The sequence below is a fragment of the Rhodococcus coprophilus NBRC 100603 genome, from assembly GCF_001895045.1.
Taxonomy (GTDB): domain Bacteria; phylum Actinomycetota; class Actinomycetes; order Mycobacteriales; family Mycobacteriaceae; genus Rhodococcus; species Rhodococcus coprophilus.
In genome coordinates this window covers 223,012-241,880 of the sequence record NZ_BDAM01000010.1, presented here as the reverse complement: position 1 = coordinate 241,880, position 18,869 = coordinate 223,012, and the positions used below count along the sequence as shown (strand labels likewise).

The 18,869-nt window shown below is 67.5% G+C and carries 17 protein-coding genes; 12 read left to right on the top strand and 5 right to left on the bottom strand.

The window, feature by feature from the left end; genetic code table 11:
- The first annotated feature begins 13 nt into the window (after positions 1 to 13).
- The 11 genes from dcd to RDCOP1_RS17590 all read left to right on the top strand — a co-directional run bounded on the left by dcd (position 14) and on the right by RDCOP1_RS17590 (position 10,384).
- Positions 14 to 604, top strand: a complete 591-nt coding sequence (gene dcd / locus RDCOP1_RS17635; RefSeq protein WP_072703277.1) for a dCTP deaminase — start codon at positions 14 to 16, stop codon at positions 602 to 604.
- A gap of 175 nt (positions 605 to 779) precedes the next feature.
- Positions 780 to 1,925, top strand: a complete 1,146-nt coding sequence (locus RDCOP1_RS17630; protein WP_169848923.1) for a glycosyltransferase family 4 protein — start codon at positions 780 to 782, stop codon at positions 1,923 to 1,925.
- Positions 1,922 to 3,013, top strand: coding sequence for a glycosyltransferase family 4 protein (locus RDCOP1_RS17625; RefSeq protein ID WP_072703273.1), 1,092 nt, complete (start codon positions 1,922 to 1,924; stop codon positions 3,011 to 3,013). The genes RDCOP1_RS17630 and RDCOP1_RS17625 overlap by 4 nt, the downstream gene beginning before the upstream one ends.
- Entirely contained in the window at positions 3,004 to 3,132 is a 129-nt protein-coding gene (locus RDCOP1_RS21870) for a hypothetical protein (RefSeq protein ID WP_255311421.1), read from the top strand. Before RDCOP1_RS17625 ends, RDCOP1_RS21870 begins: the two co-directional genes overlap by 10 nt.
- 150 nt (positions 3,133 to 3,282) lie before the next feature.
- Positions 3,283 to 3,579, top strand: a complete 297-nt coding sequence (locus RDCOP1_RS17620; protein ID WP_072703271.1) for an Rdx family protein — start codon at positions 3,283 to 3,285, stop codon at positions 3,577 to 3,579.
- 164 nt (positions 3,580 to 3,743) lie between these two features.
- Positions 3,744 to 4,517 (top strand): GNAT family N-acetyltransferase, encoded by a 774-nt coding sequence (locus tag RDCOP1_RS17615; RefSeq protein WP_072703268.1) that lies wholly within the window; start codon positions 3,744 to 3,746, stop codon positions 4,515 to 4,517.
- Positions 4,518 to 4,615: 98 nt separating this feature from the next.
- Positions 4,616 to 6,286, top strand: a complete 1,671-nt coding sequence (locus RDCOP1_RS17610) for a hypothetical protein (RefSeq protein ID WP_072703265.1) — start codon at positions 4,616 to 4,618, stop codon at positions 6,284 to 6,286.
- 362 nt (positions 6,287 to 6,648) lie between these two features.
- Positions 6,649 to 7,302: a phosphate signaling complex PhoU family protein gene (locus RDCOP1_RS17605; protein WP_072703255.1), complete on the top strand. Its 654-nt coding sequence runs from the start codon at positions 6,649 to 6,651 to the stop codon at positions 7,300 to 7,302.
- Between the two features lie 75 nt (positions 7,303 to 7,377).
- Entirely contained in the window at positions 7,378 to 7,842 is a 465-nt protein-coding gene (locus RDCOP1_RS17600; RefSeq protein ID WP_072703252.1) for a DinB family protein, read from the top strand.
- On the top strand, positions 7,839 to 9,056 hold the full coding sequence (locus RDCOP1_RS17595; RefSeq protein WP_072703249.1) for a MalY/PatB family protein: 1,218 nt from the start codon (positions 7,839 to 7,841) through the stop codon (positions 9,054 to 9,056). Before RDCOP1_RS17600 ends, RDCOP1_RS17595 begins: the two co-directional genes overlap by 4 nt.
- Positions 9,057 to 9,301: 245 nt before the next feature.
- Positions 9,302 to 10,384 (top strand): GNAT family N-acetyltransferase, encoded by a 1,083-nt coding sequence (locus RDCOP1_RS17590; protein WP_231922884.1) that lies wholly within the window; start codon positions 9,302 to 9,304, stop codon positions 10,382 to 10,384.
- A 6-nt stretch (positions 10,385 to 10,390) separates the two neighbouring features.
- On the opposite strand, the gene RDCOP1_RS17585 is transcribed toward RDCOP1_RS17590, so the two are convergent.
- Genes RDCOP1_RS17585 through RDCOP1_RS17565 form a run of 5 tightly spaced genes read right to left on the bottom strand, consistent with a single transcriptional unit; the run spans position 10,391 to position 17,263 of the window.
- Positions 10,391 to 11,458 (bottom strand): cellulase family glycosylhydrolase, encoded by a 1,068-nt coding sequence (locus tag RDCOP1_RS17585; RefSeq protein WP_231922885.1) that lies wholly within the window; start codon positions 11,456 to 11,458, stop codon positions 10,391 to 10,393.
- 5 nt (positions 11,459 to 11,463) lie between these two features.
- Complete coding sequence (locus RDCOP1_RS17580) at positions 11,464 to 13,155, bottom strand: oligosaccharide flippase family protein (protein WP_231922886.1); 1,692 nt, start codon at positions 13,153 to 13,155, stop codon at positions 11,464 to 11,466.
- Positions 13,156 to 13,167: 12 nt separating this feature from the next.
- A complete protein-coding gene (locus RDCOP1_RS17575) occupies positions 13,168 to 14,187 on the bottom strand; it encodes a glycosyltransferase family 4 protein (RefSeq protein ID WP_231922887.1) in 1,020 nt (339 codons plus the stop codon).
- Positions 14,133 to 15,530, bottom strand: coding sequence for an O-antigen ligase family protein (locus RDCOP1_RS17570; RefSeq protein WP_143152200.1), 1,398 nt, complete (start codon positions 15,528 to 15,530; stop codon positions 14,133 to 14,135). The genes RDCOP1_RS17575 and RDCOP1_RS17570 overlap by 55 nt, the downstream gene beginning before the upstream one ends.
- On the bottom strand, positions 15,527 to 17,263 hold the full coding sequence (locus RDCOP1_RS17565) for an alpha/beta fold hydrolase (protein ID WP_072703241.1): 1,737 nt from the start codon (positions 17,261 to 17,263) through the stop codon (positions 15,527 to 15,529). The genes RDCOP1_RS17570 and RDCOP1_RS17565 overlap by 4 nt, the downstream gene beginning before the upstream one ends.
- A 176-nt stretch (positions 17,264 to 17,439) precedes the next feature.
- Between RDCOP1_RS17565 and RDCOP1_RS17560 the strand changes: the two genes are divergently transcribed.
- Positions 17,440 to 18,534, top strand: coding sequence for a glycosyltransferase (locus tag RDCOP1_RS17560; protein WP_072703823.1), 1,095 nt, complete (start codon positions 17,440 to 17,442; stop codon positions 18,532 to 18,534).
- Positions 18,535 to 18,869 lie beyond the last annotated feature (335 nt).

Sequence of the window (18,869 nt, the reverse complement as noted above, 5' to 3'; positions counted from 1 at the left end):
TAACCTTTACCCCGTGCTCCTCTCCGATCGTGACATCCGCGCCCAGGTCGCCTCCGGCCATCTCGGCATCGACCCCTACGATCCGGAGCTCGTGCAGCCGTCGAGTGTGGACGTCAAACTCGACAGCCTGTTCCGCGTCTTCAACAACACCCGCTACACCCACATCGATCCTGCGATGCAGCAGGACGAACTGACTTCCCTCGTGCAGGTGCCCGAAGGGGAGTCGTTCGTGCTGCACCCGGGCGAGTTCGTGCTCGGGTCCACCATGGAGCGGTGCACCCTGCCCGACGACCTCGCGGGTCGGCTCGAAGGCAAGTCGTCCCTCGGGCGCCTCGGGTTGCTCACCCACTCCACGGCCGGGTTCATCGACCCGGGTTTCGACGGTCACATAACCCTCGAGCTGTCGAACGTCGCGAATCTGCCGATCACGCTGTGGCCCGGAATGAAGATCGGCCAGCTGTGCCTGTTCCGGCTGACGAGCCCCGCCGAAAATCCGTACGGCAGCGCGAAGGTCGGGTCCAAGTATCAGGGGCAGCGGGGGCCTACTCCGTCGAAGGCCTATCTGAACTTCGTTCACGACCATCCGGATGCTCGTCCGAGGTGATCCACCGCCGAGTGCATTTCGGTAGCCGAGTGAAGATGCGTCGCATCGGGATTCGACCACACTACCGGTGCTCGACGGTCGCCCTCTGCTCCGGCGGTCCACCGCTGTAACGGGGAATGTCCGAATTGCGATGTTCGGTCGGGGTGGAACGGACGAAACGGAAGGTCGTGAGTGCGTGCGAGCACCTCTCAAAGCGCTGTTCGTGAACGAGAACATCGGTGGTCACGCAACGGTGCATCACTCCCTGCGCCGGGCGTTCGCAGACCGCGACGATCTCGACGTCGAATTCCTCGATGCCGAGGGCCCGGGACTGCTCGGCAAGATCATGCGTGCGCCGGTTCCCGGCCCGGCGCGGCTCGACCTCGATCTGCAGGCACTGCGCGGCCAGCTCGTGCATTCGCACGGGGTGCGTCGCAGACTGCGACAACGTCTCGAAGCCGGCGGCTTCGACGTACTGCACGTGTACACACAGAACTGCATGCTCGGGTCCGCAGACGTGGTGCGCGGTATTCCCACGGTGGTCACCACCGACAGCACGAACGAACTCAATGCCTACCTCCTGCCCTACCGCGCGGCGACCCGGTTCACCCCTCTTGCTGTTCGGGCTGCCGTGCGCTTCGAACGACCCGTACTCGACGCGGCGGTGACCGTGGTGGCGAACGGTCGTCGCACCGCCGAATCGCTCACCGGGCCGATGTACGGGCTGCCGGGCGACAAGGTGCGGACGATGGCTCCGGGAATATGGTCGCCGTTCCTCACCGGTGAGCGGTCGCTGCCCGATCGCACGGGGAGGGCACGCCCGACCGTCGTCTTCGTCGGCACCAGCATGGAACGCAAAGGGGGCAACAGCCTGCTGCGTCTGCATCAGAAATACCTCGCCGACGTATGCGATCTGGTGCTCGTGACGAAGGATGCCGTACCGGAAAGCCGCGCAGTGACGGTGATCGACGATCTCGACAGCGGTGACGACCGGTTGTGGGACATCCTCGCCGCCGCCGACCTGATGTGCTTCCCGTCTGGAATGGACCAGGCTCCCAACGTGATTCTCGAAGCGGGGGCAGCAGGACTGCCCGTGATCGCCTCGACGGTGGGCTCGATTCCGGAGATGGTGGACGACGGTGAGACGGGCCTGCTGGTCGACCACGGCGACGAGGACGCGCTCCTCGCGGCGCTGCGTCTCCTCCTGGCCGACGGCATCCGCCGCCGTGAGATGGGTGAACTCGCCCACGCGCGCATCGCCGAACATTTCGACATCCGGACCACGGCCGCCCGGTTGGCCGAGTTGTTGTACGAAGCGCACGGGACGGTCGCAGCCCGGTGACCGAACCGCTGCTGTTCGTCGCACACACAGGGCAGCGATCGGGCGCGGAGAAAGTGCTGCTCGCCCTCGTCGATCACGCTCTGGAGCAAGGGCGGCACGTGATCGTCGCGTGTCCGGACGGGCCCCTCGCCGATGCTCTCCCCGGTTCTGTCACGCGATTGGTTCTGCCGCCACTCGGGCTGCAGGGACAGGAAGGTGTCCGCCGCTTGCTCGGGTTGGCGTCGTTGCCGCTGAGGTGGGGGAGGGCAGGCGGCCGAATCCGCCGTACCCGATCCTCGGAAAACGCTCGAATTGTGTGTAATTCGTTGTTCGCGCTGCCGGCCGTCGCCGTCGCGGTCGCCGGAACCGGGCAGGTGAGTCGCACGGCCTGGCTGGTGCACGACACCCTGTCTTCGCGACGGCAGACCGTCGTGGCCCGGCTCGGCCGGTACGGCGTGGGTACGGCGGTCGCGGTGTCGGGTGCCACGGCCGAGCCCGTCCGGGAACTGGGATTCCGCACGGTCATCGCGCGCAACGGGGTTCCCGTCGGCGAGCCTCGCCCGGACCCGCCGGCCGCTGTCACGCAGCGCGTCGGAATCCTCGCGTCGATCACAGAATGGAAAGGCCACCGGGTTCTGCTCGAGGCGGTCTCGCGCATTCCCGGTGTCCATCTGGATGTCGCGGGTACGCCGTTCCCCGGTGACGAACCCTTCCTCGACGAATTGCGCGCCCGCGCGTCGTTGCCCGACCTTCGTGGACGCGTCTCGTTTCTGGGGCACGTCCCTCCGGCACAGGTTCTCGACACGTGGGACGTGATGGTCTCGGCGAGCACTTCACCGGAGGCAGGGCCCCTCGGCGTGCTGGAGGCGATGGCGCGCGGCGTGCCGGTCGTGGGTACCGATCACGGTGGTACGGCCGAATACCTCGCGGGCGGCGCCGGTGTGCTGGTGCCTCCGGGCGATCCCGATGCGCTGGCCGCAGCGCTGATCCGGGTGCTCGGCGACCCCGGATTGCGGCGCGACATCTCCGCTGTCGCCCGGCGCCGCGTCGAATCGCTGCACGATATCGAGCGGACGTTGCCGGAGATGGCCTCGGCGCTGTGGCAGTAGCCTCCGCGCTCGCCGAGTCGGCTCGGGTCGGTCTCGCCCTCGTGGCGTGGACGGCGCTGGCGGTTGTGACCTCCGGACTTCGGCTCTTCTTCACGTACTCGCGAGTAGCAATCCCGTAGGGATAAAGTCTCTTACGCCGTCCTCCTGTTCCCCATGCGAGGGCGGTGCGCAGACCGGTAACCCCCATCGCCGGTCTGCGCAGAAGCCCCGGCCGACGCCACCGATGTCGCCGGGGCTTCGCGCTGTCTCCTGTCGATACTCTTCTGGGTATGAGTGGGAACGGACCGCGGATCGCCATCACGTACTGCACACAGTGCCGATGGATGCTCCGTGCGGCATGGATGGCGCAGGAACTCCTCGGCACTTTCGGGACGGATCTCGGCGAGGTCGCCCTGGTTCCCGGGACCGGCGGTGTCTTCCGGATCGTGGCCGGCGACAAGGTCGTGTGGGATCGCAAGGAAGACAACGGATTCCCGGACATATCGGTTCTCAAGCAACGAGTCCGGGATGTCGTGGATCCGGGCCGGGATCTCGGGCACGCCGACCGCCGGGACGCGTCGGGCTAGTTCCTCGCCGAGACATCGCCGTGACGACGCGGCCGAGTTTCTCCCGCATACTCACGCACCGGCGGCACCCTCAGGGGTGCCGCCGGTGCGCTTGTGAAGTCGTGGAGAATACGGGCAATTCGTACCGATCGAATCCGATGTGCCCACGAGCAGGAGGATCACGAGTGACACCCGGTTCCATCGCAGGCACCGACGTGACGCTCGACGTCCTGCGCCGCGCATACGGACGCAGCATGCGGCCACTCACGTCTGCCGGGTCTTATGAGGAAGGCGAGGGCTGGTGGATCGGGATCACCGGTGCGCCGGACCCCGACTACAACCTCGCGCTGGTGTACGACGGCGATGTTTCCGCGCACGCGCAGCGCGCGTTCGAGGTCGTGACCGCAGCGGGCCGTCCGTCGATCGTGTTGCTCGCCGGACGAGGTCTCGCCGCCGCGCAGGTTCTCGCCGACCGAGGCTGGGTATGTGCCGGCGCCCTCGATCTGACGGCGCTCGTGCCGGCCGACGCGCCGGAAGACGACTCGCTCCGGGTCCTGGGGCGCGCGGAGATGCCGGACGCGCGTGATCTCGCTGCGGGTGCCTTCGGGGTGTTGCCGGGGACCGCCGCCATCGCATATGCCGACACGATCGCCGACGAACCCGGACTGACGGTCGTGGGTATCTTCGACGACGCCCAATTGCAGTGCTGCACACTCGTTTCCGACGGTTGCGAGATCGAAACGGTGTGGTCGCTCGGCACGAGAAAGGGACGACAGCGCCGCGGTTATGCGAGGCGTCTCGTGGATGCCGCTGCGGCACGCACCTATTCCCGTCGCGGTGCGGTTCCGATGTGCGGTCTCACCAATCCGCGGGTGACCCCGCTGTATCTGTCGGCGGGAGCGCAGGTCCTCGAGAACTGGCAGATGTGGTCGCGGCCGCGCTGGCTACTGGGGTTGTAGCCCGCGAGACCCACAGTGCGGTAACGTTCGGCCGGATTTTCGCGACCTAAAAGCGACATTTCCCCCCATTACGGCTGTTCCGCGAAAGGGTCCGCGACGTGCTTGAAGGAAACATCCGCGACGCCGAGTTGCGCCGCGAACTAGGCGTGCCTCCGGCCGTCGATCTCCTCGGGCACGCCCGCGAGTTGGTCCGTGTCGCGCTGCCCGCGGTGGTTGTGGCGTTGCTCGTCGCGCTCACGGTGTTCTTCGTCCGCGACAGCGGACCGGGGGTCTACGAGTCAACGGTCGTCGTGGAGATCCGCAGCACCGACGCTGTTTCCGGATCCGACGCGTCGCTCGGCCAGCTGATCGCGCCCTACGTGGCGCTGTCGGAGGATTCGCGTGTGGTCGCCGCAATCGCAGCGGAAGTCGGTGAAGATCCGGCCGCGTTGTCCGGGAACATCTGGGTGGACTACGGAAGCTCCCCGACACTTCTCACGGTGACGGCACGCGCCGGGTCGCAGGAGGAAGCCGATCGGCTCGCGCAGGTGGTCGTGGCGGCGCTCGATCAGGCCCAGAACACCCGCAACCGCACCGCGCTCGAATCGCGTATCGCCGATCTCGACGGGATCGTCGCCGGTCTTCGCGCCGATCTGGCCGCCGATGCAGGCGGCAGTGAAGACGGCGGCCCGAATCCGGTGCTCCAGGCCGAACTCGACTCCCGCCTCGACCAGCTCCGCGCCGTGCGTTCCGGTGCGGGCGCCGAGCACCTCCAGGTGCTGGCCGCACCCGCGGGCAGCGGTGCGAAAGTGTCGCCGAAACCGAAAGCGGAGGCCGCGGTCGCGTTCCTGCTCACGCTGATCGTCGTCGCCGAACTGCTGGTCGCGGCGAACGGCCGGTTCGGCAGCACCGTCACCCCGGCATGGGCCCGGCGCATCTCCCGCCGGTACCGCACCGCCGTGCAGATCGTGGCTCCCGGCCCCCCGCGCCTGCCTCTCGACACGGTGGTGATGCTGCATCAGCGCGCCATGCTCGGCGAAACGATCCTGATTCTCGACGGGTCCGGTGTCGAGGACGAACCCGATGTCTTCGGTGACGCCGCCGAGCAAGTCATCCGGTGCGGGCTCGCCGAGCAATGGTGGAAGCGACTGCGTGCGGAGAAGCCGGGGCTCGCGTTGATCGTCGTCAAGGTGGGTAGCGACGAGCGTTCGGCGGTCGAGGACAGCCTGCGAGCGCTTGCCGAGATCGAGGTGCCGGCCCGGCTCGTGGTGCTGGCGGTCGAGAAGCCACCGGCACCGCCGAAGGACGAACCGTTGCCGGTCGACGCGGCGCCCGAACAGGGTGCAGTCCCGCCACGGCCCAGGGCAGAACCGTCCCTGCAGTCCTCGCCCTCCCAGCAGCATCCGCAGCATCCCCAGGCCCCCCAGAGTGCCCAAGCCCTTCGGCCCTCACAACCTCCCCGGAATCCGCACTTTGTGCTCTCACCTCCGCAGGAGCCGTCGGCCGGGTCGTTCCCCGACGTCGATCCGGCACCGCCGACCCGGCCGATCGCTGCGCTCTCGAAGTCGCTCTTCAAGCCACACGAGAACCAGCCACATCCGCAGAATCGGAACGGCGACGGGCCTCCCGGACGTCCGCAGGGGTATCCGGCCTCCGGCGACGAGGCGTATGCGCCCGTGAGCGAGTCGGTCAACCGCGAATACGCCCAGGAGATCGTCCGGAAGAGCGATGACAAGGGCCCGAGCCCTGCGTCCGACGAGTCGGCGCCCGCACCCGATTCGACGTCCTGAGGGTTCGCCGCCCGTACCGCCGAGTTGTATCCCTGCGGTCGCCCTATATAGTGATAGAGGTCACTCCGGGGGTGTGAGTGGCCTGCGCGCCGAGCATGTCGGCATCTACACGAAGGACCGCATTGACTACCCGCATTGCCGGTACAACGCACGAGAACGACGCGACACCGGGAAGTACAGCATGGATCAAAGCCCACCTCGCACGCATGGATGACATCCGGCCGGGCGATTCGGCAGGCGACATCGAACGCGAAAGAGTGGATCATCAGCCGGTGTAGAACGCGGGAAGACGGGCACCCTGACACCGACGGGACCTGCCGCTGCGGAACGGGACCTTCGCACGCCACCGAAAGGAGTGCTGCATGAGGGAGGTGTTCACGGGCGAACTGAACGAGCTGCTCGAGCGGCTCGGGGAACTCGGCGCTCTGGCGGCGGAAGGCCTCGAATCGGCAACCGAGGCCCTGTTCGGAGGAGACCTCCTGGCCGCGCAGAATGCCCTCGACCTCGACGTACGTCTCGACGAGCTGACCGTGGACTCGGCCCACCGGGCGATGAAGATCCTGGCGTTGCAGGCGCCGGTCGCCACCGATCTCCGGCTGGTGTTCTCCGCAGTCCGGATCAGTGGCGACCTGAGCAGGATGGTGCAGCTGACGCTGCACATCGCCCGGGTGGCCCGGCGCCGCTTTCCCGACATGCTCGCCCGGGGAGCTTTGCACGACGACCTCGTCGTGATGGCAGAACTCGCGTCGCGGATTGCGGCAGTGCTGCGCGACGTGTTCACCCATCTCGACCTCGACACCATTCGCGGGGTGCGCACGCTCCAGCGCGAGCTGGACGTGGTGCACTCTCGGGTGCTCGCCACGGTCGAGGGCAAAGGCTGGGACGGAGATGTCCCGACGGCAGTGAACACGGTTCTCGTTGCTCGGTTCTACGGGCGGTTCGGAGATCAGGCCGCTGACGTGGCAGATCGCCTCATCTTCTTCGTCACCGGCGAGCGACCCGCCGAAGTCGCCTGAATATTCGGCGCGCGGTTCGCCGCAAACCGTGCCATTCTCAGCTCAGCTCGAACCTGAGGATGAACGGCGGTAGCGATGAACACCGACGAGTACCTCTATTTCGTCGATCGTGCATTCGACGGGATGCTGACTGCTGTGACGCAGCTGGGTGACGACCGTGCGAACGCGGTACCACCGCTGCGCGGCGCAAACTCCGCGTGGGCGATCGCGTATCACTGCGGCGCGGTCGTCGAGTTCTGGGTGGGGCACGTCGCTCTCGGTCGCGACAGCGATCGCGACCGCGAATCCGAGTTCGGCGCGTCGGGGACGGTGGCGGAGTTGGCGAGCCTCGTAGAAGGGCAGCGCCGGCAACTGAAACAGGATCTCGCCGCGCTGGACCCGGCCGCGCCACCGGCGCATGCTGTACCCGAGAAGTATCGGGACGGCGTGGTTTCGGTCGGCGGGGTTCTGCTCCACGTCCTCGAGGAACTCGCGCAGCACCACGGTCAGATCGAAATCACGCGCGATCTGTTGCTCTCCACATCCGAGGAGGCCCGATGAGCGGAACCTTTTTCCCGGGATTCGACGACCTGGACGTTGCCGAACTGTCGTCGCGCGCGGGAGCGAAGTGGGCACGTGCCGTCGACGAAGGCCTGTTGCCTGCGTGGGTCGCCGATATGGATTTCCCCGTCGCACCTGTCATCCGGAGTGCGTTGCACGAACAGATCGAGAGCGACCTCGGATATCCGGATTGGGTGCGCGGTACGCCGCTGCGGGAGGAGTTCTCGGCGCGGATGCGCAACCGCTACGGATGGGAACCCGATCCGGAGTCGGTGCGGGAGCAGACGGATCTCATCCAGGCCCTGCAGTTGATACTCCACCTGAGCACCCGGCGTGGTGACTCGGTGGTCGTGCAGACACCCAACTATCCGCCGTTCCTCGCGTCGATCCGCCGGATGGGGTTGCAGCAACTCGACTTCCCGTTCGTCGATCGGGGTGACGGATGGGTGCTGGACATGGAGGTGTTCGAGCAGCGGGTCGCGCGACATCGGCCCCGCGTGCTGGTGCTCGTCAATCCGCACAATCCCACCGGTCGGGTCCACACCCGCGAGGAACTCGAGCAGATCGCCGACATCGCAGAACGTTTCGACCTGCTCGTCGTGAGCGACGAGATCCACGCAGAGATCGTCTACGAACCCCACGTGCACATTCCGTTCGCGTCGCTGAGCCCTGACGCAGCGGGACGCACCGTCACGATCACGTCCGCAGGAAAGTCGTTCAATCTGGCCGGGTTACGGTGCGCAGTCGTGCACTACGGAGCGGAGCGGCTGCTCAGGCGTCGGGACGCCGAGCCGTTCGACCTCTACGGTGCGGTGTCGGTGCTCGGTGTGGTCGCCACCCTGGCGGCGTGGCGCCACGGGGACGCCTGGCAGAGCGATCTCATGCAGGTTCTGGAACGGAACCGGCTACAGGTCGACGCCGTGCTCCGCGACCGGCTCCCCGCTGCGCGGCATCATCTTCCGGAAGGCACCTACCTCATGTGGATCGATGCGGGTCCGCTCGGGATCGACGACCCGGTGGAGCAGGTGAGGGAGCGCGGCGGAATCCTCGTCGAGGGAGGGCTGCGCTTCGGCAGCGGATGCCGCAATCAATTGCGCATCAACTTCGCGACCTCCGCCGGGATCCTCGACATGATCCTCGACGGCGTCACCTCGGCACTCGGCAGCGGACTTGCCCCGCCGCGGCCGCCGGTTGCGGTGCCCCGGTCTCGGTAGCGGTATCCGGCCCCGATTTCCTGGTTTCCAACCGGGCCCTCCGCCCGATCACGGTGCTGGGCGCAGTAACGGCGCGCTGCCCGCCTACGATCGTTCTCGGGAGGCGCCAGACGCGTGCCGCTTCGCGGAACACATAATTTGCGAGAAGGAGCTGGGTACATGGGCGGCCGGTACACCGAGAACGCCCGGCTGCCCCGGACCGAGCGCGGCCTGCGACCGGTGAGCGGCGGTTGAGGCACCAGGCAGTGAGCTTCGAGATCGTCGACGGACACGCGGCGGATGCCCTCGTACCGGAATGGTCCGACCTGGTACGCCGGGTGGGCGCGCGGGTAGCGGCACGACCGTCGTACGCGCTGAACTGGCACCGGGCTCTCGGCAGGGGACGGCTCGCGGTGTGCGCCGTCCGCCGCAGCGGACGGCTGGTCGCCGTGGCTCCACTGCACCTCCGTAATCGTCTGGGCGTACAGACGCTCCGGTTCCCGGGCCACGGGCTCGGCACGCTCGGAACGTTCGCCGCGACCGACAGCAACGCTCTCGGTGAATTGGTGGACGGTATCGCCACGTCGGGAATGTCGTTGCAGCTCGCCCATGTCGATGTGGCGGATCCTCTCGTCGCCGCGCTGCGCCGGTCGCCGTTGTGGGACGTCGATCTCGAGGTCGACGAACAAGGCCTCACCATCGAACTGGGCACGGGTGACGGTGCGGCGACGTTGCGTGGCAGCCGCACCCTCAAGACGCTGCGCCGTCTCGAGCGGGGGCTCGCCAACGCCGGCACGCCCGCCGAGGTCGAGGTGATCCGCGATCCGGAACACTTCGAGCGCCGCTGGCACGACATCGTCGCGGTGGCGGCGGCCGCCGACGAGCACACGGGCCGGGACAACTTCTGCGGACCACCGTTCGCGTCGTTCACCAAACCGCTGCTCGAGGCGGAGGCGCGTGCCGGCAACCTCCTCGTGGTGGGGTTGGTTGTCGGGACACGTTGGTGCGCACACGAAATCATGTTCCACACCGGTGGCGTGGCCGAGATGTGGATGGCCCGTTTCCATCCCGACGTGCGCCGACACCAGCCGGGCCAGCTGTTGCATCGCTGGCTCACCGATCACCACACCGAGCTCGGCATCGATCGATTCGACTTCATGGTCGGCACATCGGAATTCAAATCGCACTGGGCCAACGGTGGGTACCGGGTCGGGACCGTCGTTGCCACGCCCACCCGGCGCCGCGGCGCCCGGGGAATGATCGAACTCGCCGAGCGTGGCAGCGACTGGGTGCGTCCGGCACGCCGACTGGTGCGCGACGTGCTCCGGCCGGCGGGACGAGTCGGCTGAGTTTGATCAGATGCAGCCGGAAGTGCCGGCAGCGGTGCGCATCACGTGCCAAGCAGGCTTCGGGGCGAGAGAATGGTCGATGATACCGAAGTTCTGTTCGCGGTCCGATTCGTCGGTGCCGCGATCGACCAGGCTGTAGACGAACAGCTTGTCGACGAAACCGAGGCGGCGCTGTTCGGTGATTCCGTCGCTCAGGATCTCCGCTTGCCGTTCGGCGTCCACTGCATCGGCGCCGCTCCCGGTCGGTGAGCCGAATTCGGTGGCCCACACGGGTTTGCCCTCGTCGCCGTGTCCGATCATGATCTCGCGCATGTCGCGCATCCGGTAGAAGGAGTTCCAGCTCTTGGTCGAGGCGTCCGACGGCAGAGCGGGGTAGCTGTACGGATGCATCCCCACCACATCGAAACTCGGGGCAGCACCGAGTTCGTAGAGGTCGGAGAGGAAGGTCGTCGGCGCGATATCCGTACCGTTGTCGGTCGCCGGTGACAATCCACCGCTGACGATCACCGCACCGGGTACCGCCGCCCGGATACGGCTCGATGCCGATTCCAGGAGCGCCGCGTACGCCACAGGGTCCGGTTGTGGCCCGAAGAAGACGGCGAGGTTCGGCTCGTTCCAGATCTCCCAGTGGGAGATCCGGTCGCGGTATCGCTGGGCGACTTCACCGCTGAACCTCCCGAACTCGCCGGGATCGGCCGGGCGGCCGTGCGTGTCCGAGGCGTCGGCGGCGCGGGCCCACTCGGGAGTGTGGGTGAGCAATCCGAGAATTTCGAGTCCGTGGGCGCGTGCCGCGTCGACGACCCGGTCGGTTCCGGACCAGTCGAATTCCCCGCGGCGAGGTTCGATCACGGACCAGTCGAAGTCGAAGCGCACCCAGGTTGCGCCGCTGTCGGCCGTGGCGGCGAAATACCGGTCGAGATCGGCGTCCACGAGGGTGTCGAGGCCCGACCCGGTGGCCACGCCCAGACTCTCGGCTGTCAGGTCGGTGCGGCACGTCGCCGCCTCCGTGCTTCCGCACGCGACGGTGAGCGTCGCTACCAGTACCGCCACCAAACCCACGAATTCTCTGCGCACCGCGTTCACCGTGATTTCACGAGACCGACGAGACCCAGCCCGCCGGTGATGGGAAGGAAATGGACCCCCGCGAACACACACAGGGGAGCGATCACCGCGGTGATCGGCCACGGGACGTCGAACCGGTCGGCCAGCAACGACGCCCACACGGTCACCGCGACACCCAGCATGGCGATGGCCGATGCCTGCGCGAAGGGGAAGAGCCGCCCGACCTCGACCGTGCGCGCGACGACGACCCAGATCGCAACCACGATGACCGCTTCGGTGAGCAGGGTCGCGAGCGCCGCACCATCGAACGACATGCGTGGAATCAATACCAGGTTCAAGCCGACGTTCGCGACGAGCGCAGCCAGCGCCACCCACGGATAGACCCGGTGCCGGCCGGTCGCGATCAGCACCATCAGGCCCAGTTCGGTGAGCATCGACAGCGCACTGCCCGCCACCAGCATCCGGGACGCATCGGCAGCCTCGGCGAACCGGTCGCCGTAGAGGAGGGTCAGTACACCGTCTGCGGTCGGCCAGAACGCGGCGGTCGCCGCCGCCCCGAGAACGGCGAGCAGCATGGCAGCTTCGCGAGTCCGCTGCCGGAACTGCTCGCTCTGCGCGGGCCAGGTCGCGACGAGCAGTGTGGTGACAGGGCCGACGACGGTGGAGGCGACCATCGACAACAGGTCGGCGAACTTGTATCCCACGGTGTAGAGACCGACCGAGTCGAAGGTGTCCATCCGCCCGAGCATCAGAACGTCGACCTTGGACAGGATGGTGAGCAGCGCGAAACCGATGGACAGCGGCACTGCCTCGATGAGCATCTCGCGCCAGCGCCACAACTGGGCACGCGCTGCCGGTAGTGGCCCGGCCTTGCCGGCGCGGACACCACGGACCTTCAGTACCGCTGCGACAACCTCGTTGATCACCGCGGGCGCGACGACCACGAGAAGGACCGGGTGCCAGAGCACCGCCGCGATGGTGCAGAGCAATTGGGCGAGCTGGCCGAGTGTCTCGGCTGCGGCGACCGACGCCATCCGCAGTCGGCTCTGGTACATCACCGAGAGCGCATTGCTCGGTGTCGCCACCACCACGACCAGCCCGGCCACGACCGTCGCCCACACCACGTCAGACGAATAACCCAGCAGAACCACGTATCCCACGGCGAGGCCGTAGCCGAGAAGGCCCAGCAGTCCGCGTAGCGCGATGAATGCCGTGGTGACATAGGAGACTTCCCACGGATTGCATTCGACGAGTTTGGCGAGCACGACGCGGCCCACGCCCAGATCGGTCACCACGGACAACAGGCCGAGCAAACCGAAGACGAACGAGAACTTGCCGAAATCGTCGGGCGCGAGAACGCGCGCCAGAATCATCGACCCAGCCCAGCCCATCGACGCGATAGCGAGACGACTCGCGAGCATCACCACCGTATTGCGGCGCGCTGCGCGTCCGTCCAGTTCCGGCGTTCGCGGTTCGTGCAGGGTGCCGTCGCGGTCCTCGTGGACCTTCGCGACGATCCGTTCCATCAGGACCGTTTCCGCGACGAGGTCGATGTGCAACTGGCCGGTGTTCGTCATCGACGGGTGCGCGTAACCCGCGAGCGACGGCGAATCCCAGATCTTGGCGTGGCGACCCGACGGCCCGACGTCGGAGAGAAAGCCGACGACCTCCCCGTCGTCGACCTCGTCCGGTCGTGAATGCCTACCCACCGGGCGTCACCCTCACAGCCGGAAGCCCGCTCTGCGATAGGCGCCGACGGTCAGTTCGGCGGTTCGCGCCCAGGTGAGCGTCGAGGCGACCTCGGGGCCGCGCCGCCGCAGCGCGCGTTCGGTATCGACGTCGAGGAGAGTGGCACGCAACGCCGCCGTCCACGCCGGCACGGTGTGCTCGGTGACGAGCAGTGCCCCGTCGTCGGCGAAATCCGGCAGCGCGCCGACGGCACTCGACACCACGGCTCCGCCACACGCCATCGCTTCGAGGGGCGGCAGGCCGAACCCTTCGTATCGCGAGGCGTACGCGACGACGCTCGCCGCAGCGTAGAGGGCCGGGAGATCGGAGGTGGCGACGTAGCCGAGTCCGATGGCACCCGACGGCGCGTCGCGTCCCGTGGAACCGGCACCGGCGAGGACGAACGGCACATCGAGATTCCGGCAGGCTTCGGCGACCAGGGCGACGGACTTGCGTGGTTCGACGGTTCCGACCTGCAGCACGAACCGGTCGGGGAGCGCGAAGCGGGCGCGTGCCTCGGCGATCCGGTCTGGCGTCGGCGGTGACGCCCACGGCGCGGGAGCGAGGGGAGTGACCACGGAATCGCGGCCGGAGAGAGCATGTATGCGTTCGGCGGTGAACTCGGAGACGGCAACGAGCACGTCGGCGCGGCGCATCGCGTCGCGCAGCAAGCGTCGTTCACCGGTGGCACGGAAGCGGCTGAACGCCCACGGCGCGTCGAACACCGACAGGTCATGGAACGTCGAGACGGTCGAACCCCGTTGCCCCAGTGGAAGGTCGACGTCGAGGCCGTGGAACAGATCGACGGAGGGGACCGGCACCGCGTTCCACAGGACACGGCGCACACCGCTCGATACGGGGCGTTGCGAAGGAGTGATCTGTGCCGGCAACTCGCTCACCGCGTCGCGCTGCACCGTCGCACACAGTTCGGCACCGGGGAGAAACGGAGGGAGTGCCCTCAGCAGTTCGCGGGCATAGGTCTGGACTCCGCTACCGGAAGGACGGAGCGACATCGCTCCGAACCCAATTCGGCACCTGGACTGCGAATCTGCGAACGATTCTGTGTGAGCGCACATCCCACGATTCCTAAGAGTAACCAGAAGTAGACGTCGAGCGGGAAGATCTCGAGGTAGGTGGATACGGTGGACGCGACGGCCACCGCTATCACCGACGCACTCACACCGAGTGCGAGCGCGGCGTCTTGACCGCGCATGATCCGCGCGGCGCGAAGGGTCGATACGGCGGCGCAGATCAGAACGAGAACGAAGAGCCACACCCCCACCGGTCCGAGTTCGACGGCGAGTTTGATGTAGTAGTTGTCGGGCTGGTAGGGCATGAATCCGAACGTCACCGCTGCCTGTAACGACATCTCCGAGAGCATCGGGTTGCTTCCGGATGCGGCTTTCGCCGCAGCGGAACCGGTGGCACCGAGGCCCTGCCCGAACGGATGCACCCACAACGACGACAACGTCTCCGACCAGCCGTCGCCGCGTTCACCGAGACTCGACGACGAGAAAAGGGGCGCGAGCAGCGATCCGGGCACCACGAGGAGTGCGATGGGAGCGGCGAGTGCGGCGGCACCGAAACCGAGCAGCAGGGCGCGGTGCCGGTGGATCGCAAGCCACAGCAGAGCGAGCCCAAGACCGATATAACTGGCCCGAACGATCGTCACGCCCATGCCCAGCAGCATGATCGGTGTCGCACAGAGAAACAACTTGTTGCGCAGTCGGGCCGGCTCGGCGAGGGCGATCGCGCCGCCGACGACGAGGCTGATCATCACGAACAACCCGAAAGCGAACGGGGTCGTGAACGTGCTGAAGCTGCGAAGGATCCCGCCTGTTGTGCGGAGATGGTCGTCCCACCGGTACCCGAGTGCGGCGAGGCGCTCACCGCCGATCACCTGCTGGGCCAATCCGACGACCGACGTGAACACACCCATGCCCATGAGGATGGTGACGAAGGTGTCGCGGTCGCGGGCGTCGAACGGTGCGCGCCAGAGGATCACCGGAATGATGAGGTAGAAGAAAGTGATCTTCAGGGGCGTGACGGCTCCCGGTCCCGATACGAGGACCGCGGACACGACCCCCACAGCGACCCATGCCGCGACGGCGGGCCACCACGGAAAGGACGGGGCGGGAGTGCGTTTGCGGTAGGGGCTGACGAAGGTCGCGGCGAGCGTCAGAAGGAGCACGCCTTCTTTCCACGGAGACAGCGCCGAACCACCGGGCACGATGACGAGCAGTCCGTGGAGAGGAGTCAGGGCTGCGACGAGAAGCAGTCCACGTTGCGGCCGCTGGTACAGGACGACACCGAGAGCGGCAGCAAAGGGCAGAGCGAGGACGAGCATCGTCGTCATGACACGTCCGCATCCGCAACCGACTCGCGTGCCGCCGCGGTCCGGCCGAACCGCGAGAGGACGGCGGCAGTGATCTCGGTACGGAGGAACTCGCGCCCGTCGCGCTGATAGGCGCCGTGATCGCCCGTCGCGCCGGTACGAACCCGTCCGGTGAATCCGCGCCGCTGCACTCGACGCAACCCTTCTTCGCCGCGCTGGTACCGGAACGAACGATGGTCCTGTGCGGAGAGAACCACGGTGACGTCGACACCCGCCCGCCGCAACGCTTCGAGGATCACCTCCGGCACCTGGGTGACGCCGAGTCGGCCCAGCAGCAGCCATACCCGGTAGGGCAGGTGCTCTCGGGCAAACGGTTTGATGCGGGCGCGCAACGATAGCGGGGCAGGCTCCGCACCGGCATCCCCGCCGCCGGGCGCGGCAGGTACCGGTGGCCGCAGTTGTTCACGCAGAGACTTCCGCCGGTGGGTGGACCACAGGATCATGTTCACCAGCACCACCGCCCGGGCGCGCGAGGCGAGCGCAACATACGAGGCGTACCACGCCCCGGAGCACAGGCCTGTCACGACGATGTCGTCCGGATCGACACCCAGCGCCTCGGCGGCGTCGAGTGCATCGCGGTCGGACACCTCCGAGTACAGCGACGCCGGTTGTCCATGCCCCACGGCGCCGGTGTCCCCGACGCCGCTGCGGTCGAAACGAACCGAGGAAATACCGTGCGAGGCCAGAGTCCGGGCGAGTTCGACCCAGAGCCGGCTCGGACCGATCCGGTGCTCGTACGCCGTCCCGAAGAACAACACTGTGGGCTGCCGACCGTCGTTGCCGACGGTCTCGGCCGCCTGGGTGCGTAGCGCGAAGAGCGAATTCGGGCCGAGCGACTCGACCGATTCGTACACGGGAGAGCCGTCGGTCGTGGTGGCCACCACGGCGCGACGACGGAGCGTCGTGACCACCTGATGCGCATCCGCGGGCGCACCACCGGAGATCCAGTCGGCGATCTCACGAACCGAAGTGAAGGGGATCTCGGCGTAGAGCGCGGACGGGGTGACGAACGCGTCGTGCCCGGAGAGAGCCAGTTCGTCGCCGCCGATCGCGTCGGCGAGCGCGGAGACCGCGGGAGTGTCGCGTGCCGCCGACCGCGTCGCGAGCAGAGTGCGTGCCCCGGCCAAGGCACCCGCCTCGATCTTCAGTGCGCCGAGGTCCGCGGCGGCTTCCGGCGCGAGGACACCGCCGATGATGGAGACCCGCGGATCGCTCGGGTCGTCGGCACCTTGCGTGACCCGGTAGAGGGCACGTTGTTCCCGCAGGGCGCCGCGGCCGGAAAGTATGGGGTCCCACAGCACGACCGCGTCGACCGGCCCGCACTCGGGCAGCGCGGTCGCCGCGAGAAGCGCTCCGGCGCGCAGACCCACCACGGTGATGTGGTCGCTGCCGGTCGTGCGCGCGAGGTCGACTGCCCCCACGACGCTGCGTCGCCATGCTTGTACAGCGTCGGGGGAGTCCTGGTCCCCCGACGAGTCGCCGACGCCGGCGTAGTCGAACCGCACCGACGTCAGTCCACGATCCGCGAGGTCCTCGGCCAGTGCCTTGATGCCCCGGTAGGTATCGAGGTGTTCCTTGCCCAGCGGCGGACACAACACCACGGCGCCACGGGATCGGCCGTCGTCGGGAACGTGGATGTGCGCGAGTAGAGGTGCGTCGGAGGAGCCGAACCACGACGAGTGCTGCACGCCCACGTCCGAACCTCCAGATCATCGATCCAAGGAGGCAGTCGGCGCGCGAGGCGCCTCCTCTTGAACCCGGTTGTTGCTACGACACATTCGAATCGGGCCGGCGACACCCGGCGTTACAGGTGCGCAACCTGTGCCATAAACTACCGTGCCTGCTTGCTCGGGCGTTCGGAGGGATGGTCATGCCGGGAGTGCTCGTGCACGAGTGGATCGCACGCGACGGCGGTTCGGAGAAGGTGCTCGACGAGTTCGTCCGCTGCTTTCCGGACGCCGACGTCCTGTGTCTGTGGAACGACGCGGAGCGCTATCCCACGCAGACCGTTCGGGAGAGCGGACTCGCGCGCACCCCACTGCGTCGCCACAAGGCGCTCGCGCTCGCCGCCATGCCGTACGTCTGGCGCCGGCGCCCCGGCGACTACGACTTCGCCTTGGTCAGTTCTCACTGCTTCGCCCATCACGTGTCGTTCCGCGGTGCCGCCCGCGACTTCCGCAAGTTCGTCTACGTGCACACCCCGGCCCGCTACCTGTGGGATCCCGAACTCGACGATCGCGGCGCGTCGGCTGCGGTGAAGCTCGCATCGCCGCCGCTCCGTCGTCTCGATCGGCGGCGGGCGGCGGAGGGTGCGCAGTTCGCCGCGAACAGCGACTTCGTCCGCCGCAGGGTGGAGCGGGCGTGGGGCGTGGAGGCCCGCGTGATCTTTCCTCCGGTCGACACGACGCGGATCTCGTCGGTGGCGGATTGGAGCAGCGAACTGTCGGAGCCGGAATCGTCGCTCCTCGCGAGCCTTCCGGACACTTTCGTCCTGGGCGCGTCGAGGTTCGTTCCGTACAAGCGGCTGGACTGGGTGATTCGTGCCGCCGATCGCGCCGGTGTCCCGGCCGTGGTCGCGGGGTCGGGCCCGGAGGAAGGACGGCTGCGGAAGCTCGCCGACGAGGCGGGGGTCCCGGTGCGTGTGCTCGCGCGTCCGTCGGATGCGATGTTGTACGCGCTGTACCAGCGCGCGCACGTCTACGTCTTTCCTGCGATCGAGGACTTCGGCATCATGCCGGTCGAAGCGCGGGCGGCCGGCGCCCGAGTGATCGTCAACGAACTCGGCGGCGCCGGCGAAACCGTGGTCGAAGGGGTAGACGGTCTGCACTTCCGTGACGACTCGGTGGAGTCGCTCGCGGAGTGCATCGCCGCGATCGACACGGTGCCGCGCCGAGGCTCGGGGTCGGTCGCGAACCTGTCGTCGGAGAGATTCCGCGCGGACATCAGGAGCTGGGTCTGCGTCTGATCGGATCGGCTCACCGCCCGTGGTCCGTCCGGGTCGGACCGCTCTTGTCTCGGTGTTCACCCTGCGGTACGTTCCACGCGGGTCGGGAGCCTGATAGAGGGGGCAAGTGGGGCGTCTGCATTCGACGATTCCGAAATATCCTGTGCACACGGGATTTTGAGAGTGATAGTGCGGTGCCGACCGAAGGGACGGTGCTCGGGCGACGTCCCGGACTGCGGGATCGCGGCACCTGAACCCCCTCGTTCCTGGTGTGATCTATTGCACTGAAACGTTTCGTCCCCCGAAAACGGTAAAGGCCGCATAGCGGACAACAGGGCCGGATCTCCGGGTCAGGC